The following is a 24,889-nucleotide window of genomic DNA, read 5'->3' on the forward strand; positions in this document are numbered from 1 at the left end:
CCCACTCTCGGCTTCGCTCGAGCGGGGGGACCCCCATCGTCCTCGGGGGGCTCCGCCCCCGAACCCCCGTTGCGCAGTTCCCCGCGCCCCTGAAGGGCTGCGCCCTCTCAGGGGCGCGGCGGTCCAGGGGCGGCAGCCCTCAGGAACGGGCACCCCGCACACCGGCCGACCCAACTTGGCGGAGCCGTTACGCTGGGGGAGTGGCAGTCGTCGATGTATCCGAAGAACTCAAGTCCCTCTCCTCGACCATGGAGTCGATCGAGGCCGTCCTGGACCTCGACAAGCTGAGGGCGGACATCGCCGTGCTCGAGGAGCAGGCGGCGGCACCGTCCCTGTGGGACGACCCCGACGCGGCGCAGAAGATCACCAGCAAGCTGAGCCACCTCCAGGCGGAGGTGCGCAAGGCCGAGACGCTCCGCGGGCGCATCGACGATCTCAGTGTGCTCTTCGAGATGGCCGAGGAGGAGGACGACTCGGACACCCGTGCCGAGGCCGAGTCCGAGCTGGTCGTCGTCAGGAAGGCACTGGCCGAGATGGAGGTCCGGACATTGCTCTCAGGCGAGTACGACGTCCGGCAGGCGCTCGTCAACATTCGCGCCGAGGCCGGTGGCGTGGACGCCGCGGACTTCGCCGAGAAGCTGCAGCGCATGTACCTGCGGTGGGCCGAGCAGCACGGATACAAGACGGAGATCTACGAGACCTCGTACGCGGAGGAGGCCGGCATCAAGTCGACCACCTTCGCCGTCCAGGTGCCGTACGCGTACGGGACGCTCTCGGTCGAGCAGGGCACGCACCGGCTCGTCCGGATCTCGCCCTTCGACAACCAGGGACGCCGGCAGACGTCGTTCGCCGGTGTGGAGGTGCTGCCCGTCGTCGAGCAGACCGACCACATCGAGATCGACGAGTCCGAGCTGCGGGTGGACGTCTACCGCTCGTCAGGCCCCGGCGGTCAGGGCGTCAACACGACCGACTCCGCGGTGCGGCTGACCCACCTCCCCACCGGCATCGTCGTGTCCTGTCAGAACGAGCGGTCGCAGATCCAGAACAAGGCGTCCGCGATGAACGTCCTCCAGGCCAAGCTGCTGGAGCGGCGCCGTCAGGAGGAGCAGGCCGCGATGAACGCGCTCAAGGGCGACGGCGGCAACTCCTGGGGCAATCAGATGCGTTCGTACGTCCTGCACCCGTACCAGATGGTCAAGGATCTCCGCACGGATTGCGAAGTCGGTAACCCCGAGGCCGTTTTCAACGGCGAGATCGACGGTTTCCTTGAGGCTGGAATTCGCTGGCGCAAGCAGCAGGAGAAGTAAGCGACATTCGCGTACGTCGTTTTGTCGACAGGGCAACTGTCGCCCACCGGGCGGCGGTTGCCCATTCTGTTGGGCGATGCGTGGGTTTTACATCACACTCACATGACGCTGTGCCGGTCAAAAGAGCTTGATCTGGACATCGCGGTCGCAACGACCTTGACGTTGCTTTGAAAAGTGGGAAGGGTAACGCGCGGCATGCGTATTTCTGGGGCGCGTGTGAACCGGGAGCTTCACCGAGGCCCCCCGATGTCGTGGCCCCGGGCGCTGCACCATTGACGATGAGCTACTGGGGGTAGCAGCCAGATGACCAAGAAGACGCGGATCCGGGTCGCGCGGATAGCCGCCGGCGCGGTGATCGCCGCCGGAGCTTCACTGACCGCCGCCGGTGCCGCTTCGGCACTCGACGTGGGTGTCGACGTAGCCGGCCTGAGTGTCGGCGCCAGTGTCGACGAGAGCGGTGTCGGTGTCGGCATCGGTGTCGAGGACCCGACGACCCCGCCTCCGACCGACCCGACGGAGATCCCGACCGACCCGCCCACGGAGGAGCCCCCCACCGAGGAGCCCCCCACCGAGGAGCCGACCGAGGAGCCCACTGAGCCCACCGAGGAGCCGACCGACGAGCCCACCGCGGACGACCCGTCCTCCCCGGGCAACGAGAACGGCGGCGGTGGCGGTGGCGGCAACGACAACGACGCCGACGGCGGCGGCTCCAACCCCGTCGAGCAGGGTGCGGGCAAGGAGAGCCTGACCGACACGGGCTCGGACACCTCCGCCCAGGGCACCGGCGGTGAGCTGGCCGAGACCGGCGCCGCCGAGAACATCACGTACCTGCTGATCGGCGCCGCCACGATGATCGCCGGCGGCATCGGCTTCCGTATGCTGCCGCGCCTCATGAACGGCCGGGGCGTCGCTGCCTGACGCATGTCACAGGCGTCCGGACGTGGCGACACGTGAGGACGCGAGAAGGGCCCGGAGCGAGCAGCTCCGGGCCCTTCCCGTATGTCGTCTGTTCTCGTCTGTCGTCCGTGACGCGTGTCCCCTACGCGGTCTGGTGGGCCAGCAGGGCCACCGCCGCGATCAGGATGGCCAGCAGGGCGATCAGCGCCATGGGGGTGAGCCCGCCAAGGGGCCCCTCCTGCTGCAGTCGCTCACGGTTCGCGCGGCAGAGCGAGCAGCGGCCTTCGCTCACGGGCCCGGCGCAGTTCGCGCACACCAACCGGTCGTACGTCATGCGCTTGCCCTCCTTGCACCGGTTCCACGTGGACAACGCTCCCGGGAACGCGAACGTTCCCCTTACCACTGTGCCAGGTTCCTCCGGAGGGCGCGCGGGTTCCCTTGCAGGGGGCCGGACGGGCGCCTCGTGAGGGGGCTCGGGGCGTGTTCCGCGGCTGCGGACGGGTGGGGGCCGGTCGCGCCCCGCGATGGAACCGCCGAGTGTCACAGCCCGGCGCTCCTGCGGGGTGCGGCCCCCTCCATCAGATGCTGCCCCGGTACAAATGCGCACAACCCTCGAGCAACCCGCCTCGGCGCCTGCGCCGGTGTACCCAGGTCGCGTAAGGTCACGCTCATCTACCCCCGATATCCCCGACGGCCTGTGGTGCATCCGTGATCCGATTCGACAACGTCTCCAAGGTCTACGCCAAGCAGACCCACCCCGCTCTCCGGGATGTCTCCCTGGAGGTCGAGCGCGGAGAGTTCGTGTTCCTGGTGGGGTCCTCCGGCTCCGGAAAGTCCACCTTCCTGCGGCTGATCCTCCGTGAGGAGCGGGCCAGCCACGGCCAGGTGCACGTGCTGGGCAAGGACCTCGCGCGCATCTCCAACTGGAAGGTGCCGCAGATGCGCCGCCAGCTGGGGACCGTGTTCCAGGACTTCCGCCTCCTGCCCAACAAGACGGTCGCCGAGAACGTCGCCTTCGCCCAGGAAGTGATCGGCAAGTCGAAGGGCGAGATCCGCAAGTCCGTGCCGCAGGTGCTCGACCTCGTCGGCCTCGGCGGCAAGGAGGACCGAATGCCCGGCGAGCTGTCCGGCGGCGAACAGCAGCGGGTGGCGATCGCGAGAGCGTTCGTGAACCGGCCCAAGCTGCTGATCGCGGACGAACCCACCGGAAACCTGGACCCACAGACCTCCGTCGGCATCATGAAGCTGCTCGACCGGATCAACCGGACCGGCACCACCGTCGTGATGGCGACGCACGACCAGAACATCGTGGACCAGATGCGCAAGCGCGTCATAGAGCTGGAGAAGGGTCGCCTCGTCCGCGACCAGGCGCGTGGCGTCTACGGCTATCAGCACTGACCGCGACCCCCACGCGTCCGTCCACGGAAAGGCCTGAGAAGACGCCATGCGCGCCCAGTTCGTACTGTCGGAGATCGGTGTCGGTCTCCGCCGCAACCTGACCATGACCTTCGCGGTCATCGTCTCCGTCGCCCTGTCCCTCGCCCTGTTCGGTGGCTCGCTCCTGATGAGCGACCAGGTGAACACGATGAAGGGCTACTGGTACGACAAGGTCAACGTCTCGATCTACCTCTGCAACAAGAGCGACGCGGAGTCCGACCCCAACTGTGCCAAGGGGGCGGTCACCAGCGAGCAGAGGAAGCAGATCCAGACCGACCTGGGCAAGATGCCGGTCGTCGACAACGTCATACACGAGTCCAGCGACGAGGCGTACAAGCACTACAAGGAGCAGTTCGGCGACTCCCCGCTGGCGGCCTCGCTGACCCCGGACCAGATGCAGGAGTCCTTCCGCGTCAAGCTGACGAACCCGGAGAAGTACAAGGTCATCGCGACCGCCTTCGACGGCCGGGACGGCGTGCAGTCCGTGCAGGACCAGAAGAGCATCCTCGACAACCTCTTCGAGCTGCTCAACGGCATGAACTGGGCGGCCATCGCGCTGATGGTGCTGATGCTTGTCGTCGCGCTGATGCTGATCGTCAACACGGTGCGCGTCTCCGCGTTCAGCCGTCGGCGTGAGACCGGGATCATGCGCCTGGTGGGCGCCTCCGGCTTCTACATCCAGGCGCCGTTCATCATGGAGGCCGCGGTCGCCGGACTCATCGGCGGTGGTGTCGCCTGCGCCTTCCTGGTGCTCGCGCGGTACTTCATCATCGACCACGGCCTGGCCCTGTCCGAGAAGCTGAACCTGATCGACTTCATCGGCTGGGACGCCGTTCTCGCGAAAATGCCGCTCATCCTCGCCACGAGCCTTCTGATGCCCGCGCTGGCCGCGTTCTTCGCGTTGCGCAAGTACTTGAAGGTGTGACGCATGCCAAGAGGGCCGTACCGGCAACCGCCGGTACGGCCCTTCTCGTTGTCCTAGACTCACCGGCATGTCAGGCCGCGACCTGTTCTGTCAGCCCCGCCGCATCCGCCGCGGGGCGGCCCTGACGTTGGTCTTCGCGAGCGTTCTCGCGGCAGGCGCCGCGACCGGCTCGTTCGACACCCCCGGCCGGAAATCCGGCTCCCCGTCGGCCCGTACCACCCAGGCCGGCCACCAGGAGGACGTCGCCGACGCCGCAGCCGAGGCGATGGCCGACGGCAAGTCACCCGTGGAGGCCGCCGAGCGGGCCGTCAGCCGCAGCGGCGACCGCTGGGGCGCCGTCTACTCCGAGGGCGAGTACAAGGAGTTCGAAGAAGCCCTCGACGGCCAGTACACCGGCGTCGGCCTCTGGGCCCGGCGCGAGAGCGGCGGACGGATCGAGGTGGCCCGGGTCCAGTCCGGCTCGCCCGCCGCGAGCGCCGGCATCCGCAAGGGCGACCGGCTGCGCAGTGTCGACGGCCACCGCGTCGACGGCAGGCCCGTCACCGAGGTCGTCTCCTTGCTGAGGGGCGACGCCACCGGTGCCGACGCCGGCACCACCGTCGCCCTCGGACTGCAGCGCGGCACGCGCGCGTGGAGCGAGACCCTGCACCGGGCTCGGCTGTCCACCGACTCCGTGAGCGTGCGCGAACTCCCCGGCGATGTCACCGTGATCAAGGCCGCCGCCTTCACCAAGGGCTCCGGAGACTTCGTACGGACAGCTGTGGCCGGCGCACCCGTGGACGGCGGGATCGTCCTCGACCTGCGGGGCAACTCCGGCGGCCTGGTCACCGAGGCCGTCACCGCCGCCTCCGCCTTCCTCGACGGCGGCCTCGTGGCCACGTACGACGTGAACGGCGACCAGCGGGCCCTGCACGCCGATCCCGGCGGCGACACCACCAGACCCCTGGTCGCGCTCGTCGACGGCGGCACGATGAGCGCGGCCGAACTCCTCACGGGCGGCCTGCAGGACCGCGGACGCGCGGTCGTCGTCGGCTCCAGGACCTTCGGAAAGGGCTCGGTCCAGATGCCGAGCCGGCTGCCCGACGGCTCCGTCGCCGAACTGACGGTCGGGCACTACCGCACCCCCTCCGGGCGCACCGTGGACGCCCGTGGCATCACCCCCGACCTGGAGGTCGAGGACGGCGCGCTGGAGCGCGCCGAGACCGTACTGAGCGGGCTCGGGGACCCCTCGTAGCACCGCGGATCTCCCCGCCGACTAATCGGCTTTCCCTCTGGCCCCCCTCTAGTGCGAAAATGGCCAGCACTATGAGCAAGGGCATGTACGTACCGAAGGAATCCCAGCCGAAGCAGGGCGGTGGAACCCAGGGCAAGACCAAGGACGGCCAGCGCAAGATCGTCGCGCAGAACAAGAAGGCCCGGCACGACTACGCGATCATCGACGTCTACGAGGCCGGGATCGTGCTCACCGGCACCGAGGTGAAGTCGCTGCGCCAGGGGCGTGCCTCGCTGGCCGACGGCTTCGTCCAGATCGACGGGAACGAGGCGTGGCTGCACAACGCCCACATCCCCGAGTACACCCAGGGCAGCTGGACCAACCACTCCGCGCGCCGCAAGCGCAAGCTGCTCCTGCACCGCGAGGAGATCGACAAGCTGGCGTCGAAGTCCGAGGAGACGGGTCACACGATCGTGCCCCTCGTCCTGTACTTCAAGGACGGCCGCGCGAAGGCCGAGATCGCGCTCGCCCGGGGCAAGAAGGAGTACGACAAGCGCCAGACCCTGCGCGAGAAGCAGGACCGGCGCGAGTCGGACCGTGTGATCGCGGCGGTCAAGCGCCAGGAGCGCGGCCAGGTGCGCGGCCAGTAGCGCTGAGGGTGGCGCTGCCGGTGGCGCGCGGGAATACAGTGGCATCCACGTGCGTTGGTCACGTACGATGGCACTGCACCTCACAGCAGGTGCACGCGCCCTCCTCGGAGGGTTTGAAAAAACAACATGGGGATGATCGGTTTCGACAGCGGCTGTCGAAGCAGGGGAAGCGAGCCGAGGAAGCGGCAATGATCTCGTTAACCATATGTCGCAACCAATAATCGCCAATTCCAAGAGCGATTCCCAGTCCTTCGCCCTCGCTGCTTAATAACCAGTGAGTGAAGGACCCTAATGGGTGTCAGCCCGGGAGTGTTCCCGACCCGGACCCTGGCATAATCTAGGGAACTAAACCATCGAGCCCGGTCACGGGGTTCGATGGGAAATCAAACAGTGACTGAGCCCGTCGGAGACTTGTTCGCGTGATCTCCGGGGCTGAGAAAATCTCAGCGAACTGCGCTCGGAGAAGCCCTGATTCTGCACCGTTGGACGCGGGTTCGATTCCCGCCATCTCCACTTTCCCATGTTCAGAGCAAAAAAAGTTCAGAGTGAAAACGAAGGCCCCGCTGCTCAGGCAGCGGGGCCTTCGTCATGCTCGCCGGGGCCGGGCGAGGTCAGTCCGCGTCGTGCACTGTTGCCGGGGCCGGTCGTCCTGGATGCTGCGTCGCATGACACGACTCGGAGAGACCATCGGAGATACCAGGAGATCTCACAACCCGCGCGGGCGCGGGTGGACTTGGGCCGTGGTGCTGGGGATGCTGGCGGCCGGGCTCGGCTGGAGCGCGCCGGCCGGGGCGGACCCGGGGACCAGCGGGCTGCCGGAGGCCATCGACACCATCCTCGGGGACAGCCGGATGGAGGGCGGTGCGGCGGGCGTCGTGATCGCCGAAGCCGCCGGCGGGGACGTGCTGTACCAGCGGGCGCCCACCTCGAGGCTGATGCCGGCCTCCAACACCAAGCTGCCTACCTCGGCAGCCGCCATGGAGATCCTCGGACCGGACTACACGTTCACGACGGACGTCCTCACGACCGGCCGCCGGCACGGCTCGGTGCTGGGCGGCGACCTGTACCTGCGCGGCACCGGTGACCCGACCGCGCTGGCCGAGGACTACGACGCCCTGGCGGCACGCGTCGCCGAGTCGGGCGTCACCCGCGTCGACGGGCGGCTCCTCGCCGATGACACCCGCTTCGACAGCAGCCGGCTCGGCCGTTCCTGGGCCGCCGACGACGAGTCCGCGTACTACTCGGCGCAGATCAGCGCGCTGAGTGTCGCGCCGGACACCGACTACGACACCGGATCGGTGATCGTGCAGGTCGCACCGGGTGCGGCGGCCGGTGACAAGCCCCGGATCACCGTCACCCCGAAGACGAAGTACGTGGACATCGACGTACGGGCCACCACCGTCGCCGCGGGCGGGGCGAACGACCTCACCGTGGAGCGGGAGCACGGCGGCAACACGATCGTCGTCAGCGGTACGACGCCGGTGGGCGGCTCCGGTGCCCAGGAGTGGGTGAGCGTATGGGAGCCCACGGGGTACGCGGCCGCCGTGTTCCGCGACGCGCTCGCCGCGCACGGGGTGAAGGTGACCGGGCAGACGCGGCTCGGGCGCGCCACACCCGCGGGGGCGCGGCAGCTCGCCTCGCACGCCTCCATGCCGCTGAAGGAACTGCTGATCCCGTTCATGAAGCTGTCGAACAACATGCACGCGGAGATCCTCACCAAGGCCATGGGCCGCAAGGCCTCAGGTGAGGGGAGCTGGAGCGCCGGACTCGACGCGGTGAGCGGCTACCTGAAGGGCGTCGGCGTCGACACGGGCAAGCTGCGGCAGGTCGACGGGTCGGGGCTCTCCCGGATGAACAACATCTCCGCCGGCCAGTTCGCCAAGCTGCTGCTCGCGGTGCGGTCCGAGCCCTGGTACGCCGACTGGTACAAGTCCCTGCCGGTCGCCTGCGCCCCCGACCGGTTCGTGGGCGGCACACTGCGGACCAGGATGTGCGGGACGCCCGCGGCGCTCAACGCCCGTGGCAAGACGGGCTCGTTGACGGGGGCGTCCGCGCTCTCCGGGTACGTGAAGGACGCGGACGGACGTGAACTCGTCTACAGCATCGTGCTCAACAACTATCTGGTCTCGTCCGTGAAGCCGCTGGAGGACGCGATCGTGGTGACGCTGGCAGGGTCCACGGCGGACGACACCGTGACGGTGAAGGCCCCGGGCCCGAGCGCGCGGGCGAGCGAGCGGAACGGCGACCTGGAGTGCGCGTGGCTCAAGCCGGGGAAGTGCTGAGCGGGTGAACCGCGGTCCAGGGCGCCCGCAAGCGCCCTGGACCGTCACGGCACCGACGTCGCTCAGCGGATCGTGAACGTAGACACCCGCATGCCGTCCCCCAGCACCAGATACACGTCCTGGCGCCCCTTCGCGGCAGCCGACAGGCGCGCGCCCACGTCGGCGTACGTGTACACCGACCCCGTCCCGGACACCGGCGCCGTACCGACGAGCGTCCCGGAGGGCGAGCCGAGCCGTATCTCCACCTTTCCGGCCGCCCCGGCCACCCGCGCGCTGAACTTCGCGCCACCGGAGCCCGGTCGGGAGCCGATCGGCCGGGGGCCGGTCAGCCGGGAGTCGGTGAACTTCAACCAGGCACCGTCACGCGAGGCCCCCACAGCGGTGCCCCGCACCTTGGACTCGTCCACCAGGCGCACCCCCTCGTAGTCGTCGAAGTTCTCCGCCCGGGCCGGCCGGGAGAGATCCCGCGCCGGAATCGTCTCGCCCCGCACCTTCAGCGCGGCACGGGAGCGGATGTCCTCGGAGGACGCGCCCACCAGGACGTCGTACGTCCCGCTCTCCACCACCCACCGGGACCGGGTGACATCCCAGTGCGCGAGGTCCTTCTCCCGCAGCGCCAGCTTCACCGTCCTCGTCTCGCCCGGCTTCAGCGAGACCCGCCGGAAGGACTCCAACTGCTTCAGCGGCTGCTTGTCGCGCGACTCCCGCTGGTGGGCGTAGAGCTGCACGACCTCGTCGCCGGCGCGGCGGCCCGTGTTCGTCACCGCGACCTCGTAACCGCCGTCGACGCGCCGCAGCGGCCCGTAGCGGAAGGACGAGTACGAGAGCCCGTAGCCGAACTCGTACAGCGGATCGCCCCTGAAGTACTGGTAGGTGCGGTCGTACTTGATGTTGTCGTACTCCAGGATGGAGGGCAGGTCGGCCTCCGACCGGTACCAGGTCTGGGTGAGCCGCCCGGCCGGGTTGACGTCGCCGAAGAGGACGTCGGCGAGGGCGTTGCCGGTCTCCTGGCCCGCGTGCGTGGTCCACAGGAGCGCCGGGACCTCGTCCCGGAGGGCGCCGAGGGTCGTCGGATAGCTGTTCTCGACGACCACGACGGTGTTCGGGTTGGCCTTGCGCACCGCCTTGACCAGGGATTCCTGGGACGGGGCCAGACCCATGTCCTCGCGGTCGTCGTTCTCGCGCCCGTTGATCGCGGGCATGGACCCGACCACCACGACCGCCGCGTCCTTGCCCTTCACCGCCGCCACGGCCTCCGCGGAGCCGCTGCGGACGACGTCCTTGCCGTAGTGCGCGGCCTCCGCCTTTCCGACCAGGCCGAGTGTGCCGTCGGGTCCTGCCGGGCCGAGGTAGACCGGGTTCGACCACCAGGACTCCCGGGTCTCGTAGCCCGCGTACCGCAGCAGGTACGTACCGTCGTCCTGCTCCTCCAGCGCGAACTGCTGCTGGACGTACCAGCCGTTCGGCTGGACCTGGTCGTTGACGAAGTCCGACCAGTTGTAGCCCACGTATTTTCCGTTGGCGGCCGAGCGCAGTGTCACGATGCCGGCACCCCAGTCGAACACGTCGAACTGGGCAGCCGCCCCTCCGCCGGCGCTCTCCTTCAGCGCCGCGCCGCCGGCGTCCGTCCCCGCCGTGACGTACGCCCCGCTCTCCGTGTTCCGCAGCGAGATCCGGTCGACGCCCTCACTGCCGGCCACGGAGGTGCCGAGCCTCGCGGAGATGCCCTCCTTCGGGGTGACCGCGTACGGGAGGGTGCCCGAGTACCAGTCGGTGTAGAGGGTGTCGGCGAGGGGGCCGACGACAGCCACGTCCTTCTCGGAAGCCTTCAGCGGCAGCGCGCCGTCCGAGTTCTTCAGCAGGACCGCCGCGTCGGCCGCCGCCTTCCGCGCGAGCTTCTGGTGCGCCGGGCTGTTCACGACCGACTTGTCGATGGCCCCGTACTTCCCGCCGCCCGGGTCGAACTCACCGAGCCGGACCCGGACGTCGAGGATGTGCCCGGCCGCCGTGTCGACGTCCGACTCCTTCAGCCGCCCCTCGGCCAGCGCCGACCTGACGGCCGTGGTCGTCGGCACGGAGTTCGTGTCGTCCGTCGTGAAGCTGTCGATGCCCGCCTTCAGCGCGGCCGCGTTCCCCTCGGCGAGGGTGTCGTAGTACTTCTGACTGCCGGTGCCGGTCAGGTTGTTGGGCGCGTAGGCGTCGGTGACGTTCAGCAGGCCCCGCGAGGACCAGGTGCGCACCTCCTCGCCGAGCGCAGGATTCACCGTGGCCGGGCGGCCGTTGACGAGGTTGTACGAGGACATCACGCCCGTCGCCGCGTCCGCCTCGATCGCCGGCCTGAACGCCTGCTCCTCGTACTCCTTCAGCACCCGCGGGCGCAGGTCGGAGGACGTGGTCGTGCGGTCGGCCTCGTTGTTGTTGCCGAGGAAGTGCTTGAGCGTGGGCGCCGTCTTCAGCTGCCCGGGATCGCCGCCGGTCAGGCCGGTGCCGTACGCGGTCGCCATCGAACTCGTGAGATACGGGTCCTCGGAGTAGCCCTCCTCGTTGCGGCCCCAGCGCGGGTCGCGGAGCGGGTTGACCACGGGCGCCCACAGGTTGAGGCCCCAGCCGGCCGGGCGCTCCTGCTGGAAGCCGCGCGCCTCGTCGCCGACCGCCGAGCCGACCTGCCGGATCAGGGCGGGGTCCCAGGTCGACGCGAGCCCCACGGCCTGCGGGAAGACGGTCGCCTCGCCCAGCCAGGCGACCCCGTGCAGTGCCTCGGTGCCGGTCCTGAACGACTGGACGCCCAGGCGCGGGATCGCGGGCTGCGCCTGGTGGAGCAGGGAGATCTTCTCGTCGAGGGTGAGACGGGAGAGGAGGTCGTCGACGCGGCGCTCCACGGAGAGGCGGGGGTCGCGGAAGGGGTACGCGGGGTCGCCGGCCGCGGCCGGTACGGTGGCGCCGAGGCCGGCGATCAGGGTCAGGCCCATGGCCAGGGCGGGGAGGCCCCGGCTCACGGCGGTTCTCTGTCTTTTCTTGCCTTTCATGGCATGGCTCCCTCAACTAGGGCCTTGCACGGGGCCGGGACACTCTTACGTGGGGGTGTGCTCAGGCTTCAGGGGCGCGGCAGTGTGCTCGCCCGTACGGTCAGCCGTGGCGGGAGCAGGGTGGCCTCCGGTACGGGCGTGCCGCCCAGCTTCTTCATCAGCAGTTCCACCGATCCGGCGCCCACCTCGTCGGCCGGGATGGCGATCGAGGTGACGGGCACCCGGACTCGTCCGGCCAGCTCGTCCGGGCAGATCGCGGTGACCGACAGATCCCCCGGGACCCGTAACCCGAGCGATTCGAAGGCGTCGATCAGCGGCTCCAGGACCGGCTCGTTGTGCACCACGACCCCCGTGAGGGCAGGCCGTTCCCGCAGGAGTTGTTCGGCGACCTGCCGGGCCGCCGCGGGTGCCGCCTCGCACGGGTGCACCGAGGAGGCGATGCCGTTGCGGTCAGCCGCCGCGGTGAAGCCCTGGACCACCCGCTGGGCGAACCCCGTCTCCCGTACGTACACCTCGGGCGGTGAGCCCACCAGCCCGATCACCCGGTGCCCGAGCCCCGCCAGATGCTCGACACACAGCTCGCCCGCCGCCGTGAAGTCCAGGTCGATGCAGGTCAGTCCGGCGGGCTCGGCCGGGAACCCGATGAGTACGGAGGGCAGGTCCAGGCCGCGCAGCAACGGGAGCCGGGCGTCGTGGAGCTGGACGTCCATCACGATCAGCGCGTCCACGAGGGCGGTGTCCGCGACCCGCCGCAGCCCGTCCTCCCCCTCCTCCTGGGTGAGCAGCAGCACGTCGTGGTCGTGGCGGCGCGCGGCCGTCACCACGGACACCGCGAACTGCATCACCACCGGCACGTGGATGCCGGCCCGCAGCGGAACCACCAGCGCCAGCACGTTCGACCGGCTGCTGGCCAGGGCCCTGGCGCCCGCGTGCGGCCGGTAGCCCAGCTCGCGGATGCTGTCCTCGACGCGCTGCCGGGTCTCCTCGGAGATCGGACGCTTGCCGCTCAGCGCGTACGAGACGGTGCTGGGGGACACTCCCGCGTGCCGGGCCACATCGGTGATCTTCACCATGCTCAGCCCCGCTCCCGGCCCAGAACCTCTGCCGGCTCCGGCTCCGGCTCCAGTTCCAAGGACAGGAACCCGGTTCCGGCGGCTGCCCGCACGGTCCCGCCGCCCGCCGCCAGTGCCCAGGGCGCCGCCGGATCGCTCGACGACGCCCGCAGCGTGTCCCCTTCCCGTACGACGGTGAAGGTCACCCCGTCCACGGGCACCGTGACCTGCGCGCCGCGGGCCAGACCGTACGCGTGCAGGGTGACCCCGTCCGCGTACGGATAGTCGGGACGGTCCTCGACGGCGCCCACCGGGATCACCGCACCCGGCCTGACGAGGAGCGGCACGCTGGAGAAGCCGTGCTCCTCGCGCACCCAGCGGGGGCCGGTCACCGGCCGCCCGGTCAGGAAGTGCGTCCAGGTGCCCTCGGGCACGTAGTACGACACGTCCCCGTCGTCGGAGAACACCGGCGCGACCAGCAGATCCGGGCCGAGCATGTACTGCCGCTCCAGATGCGCGCACCCGGGATCGTCCGGGAACTCCAGGACCATCGCGCGCATCATCGGCACCCCCTGCGCGTGAGCGGTGCGGGCGGCCTCGTACAGATACGGCATGAGGCGCAGCTTCAGGCGGGTGAACAGGCGCAGGACGTCCACGGCCTCCTCGTCGAAGAGCCACGGCACGCGGTACGAGGAGCTGCCGTGCAGCCTGCTGTGCGAGGAGAGGAGTCCGAAGGCGAGCCAGCGCTTGAAGAGGGCGGGTGTCGGGGTGCCCTCGAAGCCGCCGATGTCGTGGCTCCAGTAGCCGAACCCGGACAGACCGAGGGAGAGTCCGCCGCGCAGCGACTCGGCCATCGACTCGTACGTCGCCTCGCAGTCGCCGCCCCAGTGCACGGGGAACTTCTGGCTGCCCGCGGTCGCCGACCGCGCGAAGACGACCGCCTCGCCCTCCCCGCGGTGCTTGCGCAGCACGTCGAACACGGTCCGGTTGTAGAGGTAGGTGTAGTAGTTGTGCATCCGCTCGGGGTCGCCGCCGTCCGCGTACACCACGTCGAGCGGGACCCGCTCCCCGAAGTCGGTCTTGAAGCAGTCGACGCCTTGGGCGAGCAGCGCCTCCAGCTTCGACGCGTACCAGTCGCGGGCGGCCTCACTGGTGAAGTCGACCAGGGCCATGCCCGGCTGCCACAGGTCCCACTGCCAGACACTGCCGTCCGGCCGCTTCAGCAGATGCCCGAGGGCCTTGCCCTCCGCGAACAGCGCCGAACGCTGCGCGATGTACGGGTTGATCCAGACGCTGATGTGCAGCCCGCGTTCCTTGAGGCGGGCCAGCATCCCCTCCGGGTCGGGGAAGACCCGTGGATCCCACTCGAAGTCGCACCAGTTGAACTCGCGCATCCAGAAGCAGTCGAAGTGGAACACGGACAGGGGGAGTTCGCGCTCCTTCATGCCGTCGATGAAGGAGGTGACGGTGGCCTCGTCGTACGACGTGGTGAAGGACGTCGACAGCCACAGCCCGAACGACCAGGCGGGCGGCAGTGCCGGCCGGCCGGTGAGGGCCGTGTACTTGCGGATGATGTCCTTCGGGGTCGGCCCGTAGATCACGTAGTACGTCAGCTGCTGGGTCTCGGCGCTGAACTGGACCCGGGACACCGCCTCCGAGCCCACCTCGAACGACACCCGGCCCGGATGGTCGACGAAGACGCCGTACCCCGCGTCGGTCAGATAGAACGGCACGTTCTTGTACGCCTGTTCGGTGGCCGTGCCCCCGTCGGCGTTCCACATGTCGACGACCTGACCGTTCTTGACCAGCGGCCCGAAGCGCTCACCGAGCCCGAAGACATGCGTGCCCACGCCGAGGTTCAGCTGCTCCCGCAGATAGTGGCCGCCGCTGCCGGCGTCGCGCATGATGCCCATGCCCTTGGGGCCGCTGCTCGTGAGGGTGCGGCCGTCGGCGAGGAAGTCCACGTGCCAGGGACCGGTGCGGCTCACCCGCACGGAAAGGGCGCCCGCGGTGAGGGTCGCGGACTCGTCGTCGTACTCGGTGTGCGCCCGGAAGTCGTCCTCCCTGCCCAGCTCGAACTGTGGCCCCCGGGACTCCTCGCCCTCGAAGTGTGTGAACGTGACGCCGATGACGTCGGGCATCGGGGCGTGCGCGCCGATCGTCACGACCGGTCCTTTCAGCAGATCGCCGCGGTGGCGGATGGGCTGGGTCGGCGCGTGGATCTCCAGGGCCCCGGGCCCGGCGGTCACGTCGAGGACCTCGACCGGGTGGGCGGCTGTCACGCCCTCGCGCAGCAGCCAGTAGCCGTCGGTGAACTTCACGCGCACACCCCTTGTTTGACGGTTGTTCGACGGATACCTGGCCCGGTTCCTTGCGGGTTCCTCGCCGAGTCCATGCCGATTCCATGCCGGTTACTTGACGGCACCCACGGCGATACCGCGGGTGAGCGTCCGCTGGAAGACGAGGAAGAAGACGATGGCCGGCAGGACGCCCAGGAGCGCGGCCGCGTTCGTCATCGTGGCGTCCATCAGGCGCTGGCCCTGGAGGACGCCGAGCGCCACCGACACGGTCTGGTTGTCGTTGGAGATCAGCATCACCAGCGGGAGCAGGAACTCGTTCCAGGTCCAGATGAAGAAGAAGACAAGCAGCACGCCGATGGTGGGCCGGCTGACGGGTACCACGATCCGCCACAGCACCTGCCACTTGTTCGCCCCGTCGATCCGGGCGGCCTCGATGATCTCGCGCGGGAACTGGGTGAGGACGGCGGAGAGCAGATACGTGCCGAAGGCGGCCTGGACCACGATGAAGACGATGATCACGCTCAGCCGGGTGTCGTACAGACCGGCTTCCTTGCTCAGGTAGTAGACCGGGTAGACCAGCGCCTCCTGCGGCAGCATGTTCGCCAGCACGAAGAAGGCGAGCACCCAGGTGCGGCCCTTGATCCGTCCGATGCCGATCGCGTACGCGTTGAGGACGGACAGGACGACCGCGCCCAGCGCGACCGAGCCGCTGATCAGCACCGAGTTGATGAGCTTCTGCCCGAAGTCGACGCGCTCCCAGAAGTCCTTCAGCCCGTCGAGGTAGACGCCCTCGGGAAGGCTCAGGGGGCCGTTCGCCGCGTACTCGGCGGGCGACTTCACCGCGTTGACCGTGACGATCAGGAAGGGCAGGACCATGAACAGGGCCCCGATGACCAGGGCGACCAGCACGGGGTAACGGCGAAGGGCGGTCATCGCACAACTCCCATCTCGGCGTCCTCGGCACGGGTCTGGAGCTTCAGGCCGACCACGGTGAGCACCAGGACGATCACGGTCAGGACGGTCGAGATCGCGGCCCCGTACCCGACCTGTGTCTTCTCGAAGAACGTGGTGAACGAGAAGTACGACGGCACGTCGGTCGCTCCGCCAGGACCGCCCTTGGTGAGCACGTACACCGCGCCGAACACCTTGAGCGCGGCGATCGTGCACCAGAGCAGCACGACATAGATCTCGGGCCTGATCTGCGGCAGCGTGACATGCCAGAACCGGCGCCACCAGCCGGCCCCGTCCAGCTCGGCGGCCTCGTACAGCTGCGGGTCGACGCGCTGCAGCCCCGCCATGAAGATGACGAGCGGGAAGCCGAGCTGCACCCAGACCATCACGCCCATGACGCTGTAGAGCGCGAGGTCGGGGTCGCCGAGCCAGTCCTGCTGGAGGCTCCCGAGCCCGACCGCCTTCAGGAGTTCGTTCAGCGAGCCGTTCTCCGGCGCGAGGATCCAGCTCCACACGATGCCCGCGACCGCGATGGGCAGCACCTGCGGCAGATAGAAGCAGGCCCGCAGTACGGCCGCCGTCCTGCTGCCGAAGTGTTTGCCGACGAAGTCGAAGAGCGCGGCGGCGAGCACCAGCCCGAGGACGGTCGGCACGACCGCCATCGCGACGACCATGAAGAGGCTGTGCCGGAAGGACGCCCAGAACTCCGCGTCGTCCATCAGCTCCCGGTAGTTGGCGAGCCCGGTCCACTTCGGGGTGCCGACGCCCTGCCACTCGGTGAAGCTCACGCCCGTGTTCATCAGGAACGGCACGATGATGATCACGAGGAAGGCGAGGGCCCCGGGGAGCAGGAACAGGGCGTACGAGTCACGGGGGCGGCGCGGGCCCTTCGACTGGTGACGCGCTTCGACGACCAGGCTGTCCCTGCCGCCTCGGCCACCCCGGCTGTCCCTGCCGCCCCGTTCGACGGTGACCGTCACTGGTCCTCTACGCCCTTGCCGTACGCCGCCTCAACCGCGTCCAGGTAGGCGTCCGGTTTCGCGCTCCCCGTGATCAGCTTCTGCGTCTCGGAGACGAGGACGTCGTAGAAACCGGCGGCCGGCCAGTCGGGATAGAACGCCAGACCGTCCCGCTCGGAAAGGGTGTTGAAGTCGGCGATGAGCTCCTTGGACTTCGGGTTCTTGATGGCTGCGGTATCGGCGGCCACCGGAATACCACCGCTGTTGCCGAGCAGGTTCTGGATCTTCTTCGACATGGTGATGTCGATGAAGTCGTACGCCAGTTCCTTGTTCTTGGCGCCCTTGGGGACCACCCACAGGTTGCCGCCCGAGCCGAGGCTCATGTTCGACTCCGGCCACAGGAACGTGCCCCAGTCGAACTTGTTCTCCGCGGCGAACCGGCCGTACCACCAGCTGCCGGAGAACAGGATCGGGCTCTTGCCCTGCATGAACGAGACCCCGGCGTCCTCAGCCTTCGTACTCGTGGACTTCTTGCTGATGTAGCCCTTCTTCACCCAGTCCGCGAAGGTCTCGGCGCCGTACGTCCAGGCGGCGTCGTGGAAGTCCGGCTTGCCCTTGTAGAGCTCGTACGAGTCCACCCAGGCGCGGTCGGCCTTCGACAGCGCCAGCTGGTACAGGTACTGCTGGGCCACGTACTCGGAGCCCCCGTTGGCGAGCGGCGTGATGCCCTTGCCCACGAACGTGTCCATGGCGGCGGTCAGCTCGTCGAACGTCTTCGGCTCGGCGATCTTGTACTTGTCGAAGAGGTCCTTGTTGTAGAACACCATCGTGTACTCGGCGTAGTTGGGGATTCCGTACCACTTCCCGGAACCCATCACGCCCTTGGCGTCGTACTGGCTGGTGGTCCGCACGCCCGCGCTGAGCTTCTTGTCCCAGCCGCGTTCGGTCACCTGCGCGGACAGATCGGTGAGCAGCCCCTGCTGGGAGAGGTGCCCGGCTGTCGCGTTGCCCTTGTTGTACTCCATGAGGTCGGGCGCGTCATTGGAGTTGAGGACCATCGGGGCCGTCTTCTGGATCTGCTCGAAACCCTTCTCCTCGAACTTCACCTTGACGCCCGGGTGGGTCTTCTCGAACTCCTTGATGGCCGCGTTCCAGGCCACGGCCATCGCGCTGTCGGGGCTTTCGTAGTGCCACAGTTTCAGCGTCTTCCCGTCGGAGGACCCACTGTCCGAGTCACCGCAGGAGGCCAGCAGCAGGGTGGTGCTCACCACCGCCGCTGCCGCCGCCATCACACGCCTTCGTGTCGTCAACATCCAGTGCCTCCAGGGGAGTCGGATGGGTATCGGAGCATCACGCATCACTCGCGCAGCACGCATGCAACACCCATCGAATCGATTCGATGAGTGTCGTCGAAGCGCTTCGACGGGGGAACGTATGTGGGGGGCCCGGGCGAGTCAATGGGGTGCGCGGGAATTGGGTCCCGCGTTCGGCGGGCCGGACGAGTGCCCTGCGGGCGGGCCGTGGCCCTGCGGGCGGGCTGTGGGCGGGTGCGGGTCGGCTGTGGCTGGTCGCGCAGTTCCCCGCGCCCCTCAAGAGCAGGTGCTGCGCCCCTGCTCCGAGGCCGCGAGGAACGGACCGATCATGCCTCCAGCAGCCCGGGAACGGCGTAGCCGTTTCAGGGGCGCGGGGAACTGCGCGACCAGCCACAGCGAACCCGCGGATCCTCGGGGCGGCGCTGCAGGAGGGCGAGCCAGGGCGGAGGCGACGGGCCGCCGCCGCGTAGGCGGTCGCCGACGGCACCGCGCTGCTGTCACGCGGGCGGTCGGCGAGGCGGCCGGCGGGGGCCGCGCACCGCGGTCGCGCCGGCGATCAGCAGAGCCGTCGCGGCCGCGGCGACCGGGACGACGTAGCCGGCGGCAGCCGACCCGTGCTCCACCACCCACCCGCCGAGCGCGGACCCGCAGGCGATCCCGCCCAGCAGACCGGTCACCGCCAGCGTCATGCCCTCGTTCAGCCGGCCCTCCGGCGTGCGGCGCTGGAGCAGCGTCATGGCCGTGACCATCGTCGGGGCCGTCGCCATCCCGGCGAGCAGCAGTGCGAGGCCGAGAGGGGCGAGCCGACCACCGCCGAGCGTGGCGGCGAGGAGGGGCAGGCACATCAGAGGTGCCATCGCGGCGACGCTCAGAAGGTACCTCCGTTCGACAGGCATGCGCGGCTTCAACGCCCCGTAGAGGAGCCCCGCCGCACACGAGCCGGCCGCCTGGAGGGCGAGGATCACCCCGGCCGCCGAGCGGTGTCCCTGTGCGTCCGCGAACGCGATCGTCACCACCTCCATCGAGCCGAACACCGCGCCCGTGGCGAGGAAACCGATCAGCAGCGGGGGTATCCCGGGTGCCCGGAGTGGGGGCGGCGCACCGGCGTCCGTACGGCCCCGGGCGGGCGGTTCCGTCGAGCGCTGGGCGGTGAACACCAGGGCACCGGTCATCAGCAGGACGACCGCGACGAGGGTGCCCGCCTCCGGGAAGAGCGCCCCGCACAGGAGCGCGGCCAGCACCGGCCCGAGCATGAAACACAGCTCGTCCGCGGCCTGTTCGAAGGAGTTCGCCGTGTGCAGTCGTGCCGGGTCGCCCTTGAGGAGATGGGCCCAGCGCGCCCGGGACATGCCCCCGGTGTTGGGTGTCGTCGCCGTGGCCGCGTACGTGGCGAACAACGTCCAGTCGGGCGCCCCGTGACGGACGCAGAGCAGCAGCGCGAGTGAGCCGAGCGCCGCGACCGCGGTCGCGGGGACGGCGATCCGGGCCTGGCCGTGCCGATCGACGAGACGTGCGGTCCAGGGCGCGACGACCGCCGTCGCCGCCAGTCCGGTGGCGGTCACGGCTCCCGCGAGCGCGTACGAGCCCCGTGTCCCCGCGATCATGATCACGGCGCTCACGCTGAACATGCCCATCGGGAGGCGGGCGATCAGATTCCCGATCGTGAACGCTCGCGTGCCGGGTATGTCGAAGAGCTGACGGTAGGGATTGCGCGACGGCCGCCGAGGGCGCGGCTGAGGGGGTTCAGGGAGTGGCCCCGAGGGCCGCCGAGGGATTGACCGAAGGCGTAACTGAAGGCGTGGTCGAGGGCGTGGTGGAGGAAACGGTCTTGAGGGCGGCCGGGAGGGCTGTAGCGGCATGGATCAACGTTCGCCCCGCCCGCCGTCGGGGGTCCAACACCATCTCCGTGCCGATTCACGCACTCATGTTGTAAGTCGTTTTGTGAGTCGTTGTAGGTTCGCCCGATGCCCGCCCACCTCGAACCCCGGCTGCTGCGCGCCTTCCTGGCCGTCGCCGAGGACCTGCACTTCACTCGCGCGGCCGGCCGGCTGTACGTCGCCCAGCAGGCCCTCAGCCGGGACATCCGGCGTCTGGAACGGGAACTGGGCGCAGACCTGTTCGTACGCACCACCCGGCAGGTGACGCTCACCCCCGACGGTGAGCGGCTGCTGCCGCACGCGCGCCGGGCCCTGGAGGCGCAGGACGAGTTGCTCGTCGCCTTCGGGCGGGCGGACGCCGCGCGCCCCCTGCTCGTCGACGTGAACAGTCCCGGTCTCGCCTCCGGCCGGGTCCTGGCCCTGGCCCGTGCGCTCGCTCCCGACTGCGAACTGATGGCCCGCTTCGAGAGCGGTCTCACCGGCGCCGCGGCCGAACTGCTCGCCGGGCGGCTCGACGCGTCCTTCGGACGGTTCGCGGGCCTCGACCCGGCGCTCCGCGCCCGCCTGGAGCAGCAGCCCGTACGGTACGAGCCGATGGCCGTCGTGCTGCCCGAGGACCACCACCTGGCCGCGCTGGACGCCGTACCGCTCGACGCCCTGGCGGGGGAGCAGGTGTACGCGGGTGCCGGGAATCCCCGGACGCTCGAATGGACCGACCTGGCCCGTCAGCTCTTCGAGGGACGTGGGATCGAGGTCGCGGCACCCGCACCGCTCGCCGTCGGCACCGAGGAGTTCCGAAGGGTCATGGCCAAGACACGGACCCCGGTTCTCGCCGTGGTGGATTTTCCAGCCATGTCCGGTTCTACCCTTCGTCCCCTCGTCGACCCCGTCCCGCTGTCACCCGTGTCACTGGTGTGGCGAAAGGGGCTGGCTCATCCCGGAGTTGAAGCATTGCGGGCCGCGGCGGCGCGACTCTCGGCGGACGAGGGATGGCTGGAGCGCCCTTCAGGAGGGTGGATTCCGGCCACAGATGCACTCATTATGAGGAGCCGAATCTGATACCGAACCTTCACCCATCTCCACGTGCGATACATTCGTGGCCCGGGTGCAGTGTGATAAAAGGGGCGCTCGGGCCGGGTGGGGGTCCGGTATGGACGATGACGTGCGGGTTTCCGGGTCGCACGTGCCACCCCAGAACGAGTCCCGTGGGGGGAAGTACGTGCGCGTGAACAATTGGCCAGAAGACGCTCAACCAGGTCGGAATGATTCCGATCAGTCCGGTGCGGGCAGAGCCGATCGGTCACCCCGTGACGAGGCCGGGCGGCCGGTCCAAAAAGGGCCTGAACAGTCGATCCGCGGCAGTTACGGTGACGCCGGTGGCACAGACGTGTCCGGCGCCGCGCACTGGAGAAGCGGCGTCTGGAGAAGCGACGACCGGAGAAGCGACGACCAGGACGTGACCCGGCTGGAACCGGGCCACATAGCCTGGGGTGCCACCGGCACCGTTGGCTCCGTCGACCCCGCAGACTCCGCGGGTTCTGCCAGCTCCGTCAGGTCTGTCAGCTCCGTCAGTTCCGTCAGTTCCGCGGGCACTTCGGGCCTCCCCGGCTCCACCGGTGGCACCACGGTCCTTCCCGGCTCTTCCGACAGAATCGTCGGCCCCACGTTCGACCCCGATGCCGGACAGGACGATGCCGCACAGGACGACGCCGGACAGGACGACGCCTGGCAGGAGTCCGACCACCCCGAGCACACCCACGACCCGCACGAGGTCACGGTCCAGCTCGACGGTGTGGGACGGCAGATAGAGGACTGGCTCGTCCAGCAGGCCAAGGGCGCTCCCGGTGCCCAGGAGGCCCCGGACGGCCCGGTCTTCGTCGACGAGACGGGCCGCCGCAGCCGCAGATACCGCAGGATCGGCATGGCGGTCGGCATGGCCTGCGCGCTCTACGCGGTGGTCATCCTCGTCACGCTCGTGTCGGGCAACTCCACCGCGCCCTGGCTCCCCGAACTGGGGAAGAACGACGCTCCGCCGGCCGGCAAGGTCGACACCCCGCCCCTGACCGCCGAATCCGCGGACCCCTCCGGCCCGCTGAGCCCCTCACCGGGCAGCACCCCGTCGGCCGACGACCTGACGACCGGGTCGCCGGGGGCAGGCACGTCGCCGAACCCGTCGGTCAGCGCCACGGGCCCGGGAAAGAGCGCCGACCCCAAGCCCTCGGTCAGCAAAACCAAGCCGGCCGACGAGCCGAAGCCGAGCACTTCCAGCTCGCCGGACCCGGTCACCTCGTCACCCGCCCCGGAGCCGACCGGCACCGGCGTCTCACCGGATCCCTCGGATCCCTCGGCAGGGAGCAACACCGACACCGAGGCCGGCGCGCCGCTCACTCCTGAGCCGCTCCCCGTGTCGACGGATGCGACCACCGCTCCCTCGTCTCCCCTCTCCTCATCGTCCCCGGAGAACGTCCTCTGATGGCACCGCGCCCCCACCTCCATGGTGCAGAGCGGGGCGCCATCAGGCGCCGACGCCTCCCCATGCGATATCTGCTGCCCTCGCTCCTCCTCGTCGCCCTGATGGCGATGCTGATGCTGCGCGGCTTCGTACACAGCGAGATCCTCGCCGACCACCGCATCCAGGCCGCGGCCGCCACCGACAAGGTCCCCCCAAAGGTCCTGGACGGCGGCCCGGTCATCGACACCCGCGGTGGTAAGCAGACGAGCCTGGAAATCCCCAAACACCGGATCGTTCTCACCTTCGACGACGGCCCGGACCCCAAGTGGACCCCGAGAGTCCTCGACGTCCTCAAGAAGTACGACGCGCACGCCGTCTTCTTCGTGACCGGCACCAACGCCTCGCGCTACCCGGACCTGGTCAAGCGCATGGTCGACGAGGGCCACGAGGTCGGGCTGCACACCTTCAACCACCCCGACCTCTCCTTCCAGTCCAAGGCCCGCATCCGCTGGGAGCTGTCCCAGAACCAGCTGGCCCTCGAAGGTGCCGCGGGCATCCGCACCTCGCTGTTCCGGCCGCCGTACTCCTCGTTCGCCGACGCCATGGACAACAAGTCGTGGCCGGTGACCGAGTACATCGGCAGCCAGGGCTACCTCACCGTCGTCAACAACACGGACAGCGAGGACTGGCAGAAGCCCGGCGTCGAAGAGATCATCCGCCGTGCCACGCCCGAGCGCGGCCAGGGCGGGATCGTGCTGATGCACGACTCCGGCGGCGACCGTCAGCAAACTGTCCAGGCGCTCGACCGGTTCGTGCCGCACATGCAGGCCGAGAACTACAAGTTCAGGAATCTCACCGAGGCCCTCAAAGCACCGAGCGCGCACACCGAGGTCACCGGCCCCGGCCTGTGGAAGGGCAAGGCATGGGTCCTCGCGGTCCAGGCCTCGGAGAACACGACGTCCGTCCTGGTCGTCGGCCTCGCCGTCATCGGAGTCCTGGTCCTCACCCGCTTCGGGCTGATGCTGATCCTCTCCGTCCTGCACGCCCGCAAGGTCCGCCGCCGCGGCTTCAGCTGGGGGAGGCCGATCACCGAACCGGTGTCCGTCCTCGTGCCCGCCTACAACGAGGCCAAGTGCATCGAGCAGACGGTCCACTCACTCGTGGCGAGCGATCACCCCGTCGAGGTGATCGTCATCGACGACGGGTCGAGCGACGGCACCGCGCGCATCGTCGAGAACCTCCACCTGCCGAACGTACGCGTCGTGCGCCAGCTCAACGCGGGCAAGCCCGCCGCCCTCAACAGGGGTGTGGCGAACGCCCGTCACGACCTCATCGTGATGATGGACGGCGACACCGTCTTCGAACCGGCCACCGTGCGCGAACTGGTCCAGCCCTTCGGCGACCCGAGCGTCGGCGCGGTCGCGGGCAACGCGAAGGTGGGCAACCGCGACTCGCTGATCGGCGCCTGGCAGCACATCGAGTACGTGATGGGCTTCAACCTCGACCGCCGTATGTACGACATGCTCAACTGCATGCCGACCATCCCCGGTGCGGTCGGCGCGTTCCGGCGGTCCGCGCTCAAGCGCGTCGGCGGCATGAGCGACGACACGCTCGCCGAGGACACCGACATCACCATCGCGATGCACCGCGACGGCTGGCGGGTCGTGTACGCGGAGAACGCCCGCGCGTGGACCGAGGCCCCGGAGTCCGTCCAGCAGCTCTGGTCCCAGCGCTACCGTTGGTCGTACGGCACGATGCAGGCGATCTGGAAGCACCGCAGGGCGATCATCGAACGAGGTCCGTCGGGCCGCTTCGGGCGGGTCGGCATGCCCCTGGTGGCCCTCTTCATGATCGTGGCCCCGCTCCTCGCCCCCCTGATCGATGTGTTCCTTCTCTACGGGCTGGTGTTCGGCCCCACGGAGCAGACGATCATCGCCTGGTTCGGCGTCCTGGCGGTCCAGGCGGTGTGCGCCGCGTACGCGTTCCGGCTCGACAAGGAACGCATGACCCACCTCGTCTCCCTTCCGCTCCAGCAGATCCTGTACCGCCAGCTCATGTACGTCGTGCTGCTCCAGTCCTGGATCACCGCGCTGACCGGCGGCCGGCTGCGCTGGCAGAAACTCCGCCGCACGGGTGCGGTGGGGCTCCCCGGGGCCGCGGGCTCGCCCGCACAGCAGCCGGAGAGGGACCGGAGGCCGGTCGGATGAGCACACCGCCCCCCGGGATCCCCGGCCCCGGCCCAGGTACA

Annotated in this window: 18 protein-coding genes and 1 other RNA gene; 11 read left to right on the forward strand and 8 right to left on the reverse strand. The window is 69.3% G+C overall.

Features of this window, described 5'->3' with window-relative positions; translation table 11 throughout:
- Nucleotides 1–200: 200 nt before the first annotated feature.
- Nucleotides 201–1,307 (forward strand): peptide chain release factor 2, encoded by a 1,107-nt coding sequence (gene prfB, locus AB0D14_RS00215; protein ID WP_362772377.1) that lies wholly within the window; start codon nucleotides 201–203, stop codon nucleotides 1,305–1,307.
- Between the two features lie 303 nt (nucleotides 1,308–1,610).
- The gene (locus tag AB0D14_RS00220) at nucleotides 1,611–2,225 is read left to right on the forward strand and encodes an LPXTG cell wall anchor domain-containing protein (RefSeq protein ID WP_362772380.1); all 615 of its coding nucleotides are present in this window, start codon (nucleotides 1,611–1,613) and stop codon (nucleotides 2,223–2,225) included.
- 121 nt (nucleotides 2,226–2,346) lie between these two features.
- Here AB0D14_RS00220 and AB0D14_RS00225 read toward each other — a convergent pair whose 3' ends face one another.
- Nucleotides 2,347–2,538, reverse strand: a complete 192-nt coding sequence (locus AB0D14_RS00225; protein WP_362772383.1) for a hypothetical protein — start codon at nucleotides 2,536–2,538, stop codon at nucleotides 2,347–2,349.
- 374 nt (nucleotides 2,539–2,912) lie between these two features.
- Between AB0D14_RS00225 and ftsE the strand changes: the two genes are divergently transcribed.
- From ftsE to dacB, 6 genes are all read left to right on the forward strand, one after another.
- Nucleotides 2,913–3,602: a cell division ATP-binding protein FtsE gene (gene ftsE / locus AB0D14_RS00230; protein WP_107015900.1), complete on the forward strand. Its 690-nt coding sequence runs from the start codon at nucleotides 2,913–2,915 to the stop codon at nucleotides 3,600–3,602.
- A gap of 46 nt (nucleotides 3,603–3,648) precedes the next feature.
- Entirely contained in the window at nucleotides 3,649–4,566 is a 918-nt protein-coding gene (gene ftsX, locus AB0D14_RS00235; protein WP_362772386.1) for a permease-like cell division protein FtsX, read from the forward strand.
- Between the two features lie 67 nt (nucleotides 4,567–4,633).
- Nucleotides 4,634–5,800 carry a S41 family peptidase gene (locus AB0D14_RS00240; protein ID WP_362772389.1) on the forward strand — a complete coding sequence of 389 codons (1,167 nt, stop codon included), beginning with the start codon at nucleotides 4,634–4,636 and terminating at the stop codon, nucleotides 5,798–5,800.
- An 83-nt stretch (nucleotides 5,801–5,883) separates the two neighbouring features.
- Nucleotides 5,884–6,429, forward strand: coding sequence for an SsrA-binding protein SmpB (gene smpB, locus AB0D14_RS00245; protein WP_362773114.1), 546 nt, complete (start codon nucleotides 5,884–5,886; stop codon nucleotides 6,427–6,429).
- A 128-nt stretch (nucleotides 6,430–6,557) separates the two neighbouring features.
- Nucleotides 6,558–6,945: a transfer-messenger RNA gene (ssrA, locus tag AB0D14_RS00250) on the forward strand.
- A gap of 236 nt (nucleotides 6,946–7,181) precedes the next feature.
- Nucleotides 7,182–8,711, forward strand: coding sequence for a D-alanyl-D-alanine carboxypeptidase/D-alanyl-D-alanine-endopeptidase (gene dacB / locus AB0D14_RS00255; RefSeq protein ID WP_362773117.1), 1,530 nt, complete (start codon nucleotides 7,182–7,184; stop codon nucleotides 8,709–8,711).
- 62 nt (nucleotides 8,712–8,773) lie between these two features.
- On the opposite strand, the gene AB0D14_RS00260 is transcribed toward dacB, so the two are convergent.
- The 7 genes from AB0D14_RS00260 to AB0D14_RS00290 form a co-directional block, all read right to left on the reverse strand.
- Complete coding sequence (locus AB0D14_RS00260) at nucleotides 8,774–11,737, reverse strand: glycoside hydrolase family 3 C-terminal domain-containing protein (RefSeq protein WP_362772392.1); 2,964 nt, start codon at nucleotides 11,735–11,737, stop codon at nucleotides 8,774–8,776.
- 68 nt (nucleotides 11,738–11,805) lie between these two features.
- Nucleotides 11,806–12,810 (reverse strand): LacI family DNA-binding transcriptional regulator, encoded by a 1,005-nt coding sequence (locus AB0D14_RS00265; RefSeq protein ID WP_362772394.1) that lies wholly within the window; start codon nucleotides 12,808–12,810, stop codon nucleotides 11,806–11,808.
- Nucleotides 12,811–12,812: 2 nt separating this feature from the next.
- The gene (gene yicI / locus AB0D14_RS00270; RefSeq protein ID WP_362772396.1) at nucleotides 12,813–15,110 is read right to left on the reverse strand and encodes an alpha-xylosidase; all 2,298 of its coding nucleotides are present in this window, start codon (nucleotides 15,108–15,110) and stop codon (nucleotides 12,813–12,815) included.
- Nucleotides 15,111–15,200: 90 nt separating this feature from the next.
- A complete protein-coding gene (locus AB0D14_RS00275) occupies nucleotides 15,201–16,022 on the reverse strand; it encodes a carbohydrate ABC transporter permease (protein WP_362772398.1) in 822 nt (273 codons plus the stop codon).
- Nucleotides 16,019–16,957: a sugar ABC transporter permease gene (locus AB0D14_RS00280; RefSeq protein ID WP_362773119.1), complete on the reverse strand. Its 939-nt coding sequence runs from the start codon at nucleotides 16,955–16,957 to the stop codon at nucleotides 16,019–16,021. The genes AB0D14_RS00275 and AB0D14_RS00280 overlap by 4 nt, the downstream gene beginning before the upstream one ends.
- A gap of 59 nt (nucleotides 16,958–17,016) precedes the next feature.
- Nucleotides 17,017–18,312 carry an extracellular solute-binding protein gene (locus tag AB0D14_RS00285; protein ID WP_362772400.1) on the reverse strand — a complete coding sequence of 432 codons (1,296 nt, stop codon included), beginning with the start codon at nucleotides 18,310–18,312 and terminating at the stop codon, nucleotides 17,017–17,019.
- A gap of 497 nt (nucleotides 18,313–18,809) precedes the next feature.
- Nucleotides 18,810–20,171, reverse strand: coding sequence for an MFS transporter (locus tag AB0D14_RS00290; RefSeq protein WP_362772403.1), 1,362 nt, complete (start codon nucleotides 20,169–20,171; stop codon nucleotides 18,810–18,812).
- 105 nt (nucleotides 20,172–20,276) lie between these two features.
- Here AB0D14_RS00290 and AB0D14_RS00295 point away from each other — a divergent pair, with 105 nt between their 5' ends.
- The 3 genes from AB0D14_RS00295 (at nucleotide 20,277) to AB0D14_RS00305 (ending at nucleotide 24,848) form a co-directional block, all read left to right on the forward strand.
- The gene (locus AB0D14_RS00295) at nucleotides 20,277–21,248 is read left to right on the forward strand and encodes a LysR family transcriptional regulator (RefSeq protein WP_362772405.1); all 972 of its coding nucleotides are present in this window, start codon (nucleotides 20,277–20,279) and stop codon (nucleotides 21,246–21,248) included.
- 397 nt (nucleotides 21,249–21,645) lie between these two features.
- Nucleotides 21,646–22,662 (forward strand): hypothetical protein, encoded by a 1,017-nt coding sequence (locus tag AB0D14_RS00300; protein WP_362772408.1) that lies wholly within the window; start codon nucleotides 21,646–21,648, stop codon nucleotides 22,660–22,662.
- Nucleotides 22,662–24,848 (forward strand): glycosyltransferase, encoded by a 2,187-nt coding sequence (locus AB0D14_RS00305; protein WP_362772411.1) that lies wholly within the window; start codon nucleotides 22,662–22,664, stop codon nucleotides 24,846–24,848. The genes AB0D14_RS00300 and AB0D14_RS00305 overlap by 1 nt, the downstream gene beginning before the upstream one ends.
- Nucleotides 24,849–24,889 lie beyond the last annotated feature (41 nt).

Origin of the sequence: Streptomyces sp. NPDC048484 (assembly GCF_040651415.1) — a bacterium.
GTDB lineage: Bacteria > Actinomycetota > Actinomycetes > Streptomycetales > Streptomycetaceae > Streptomyces.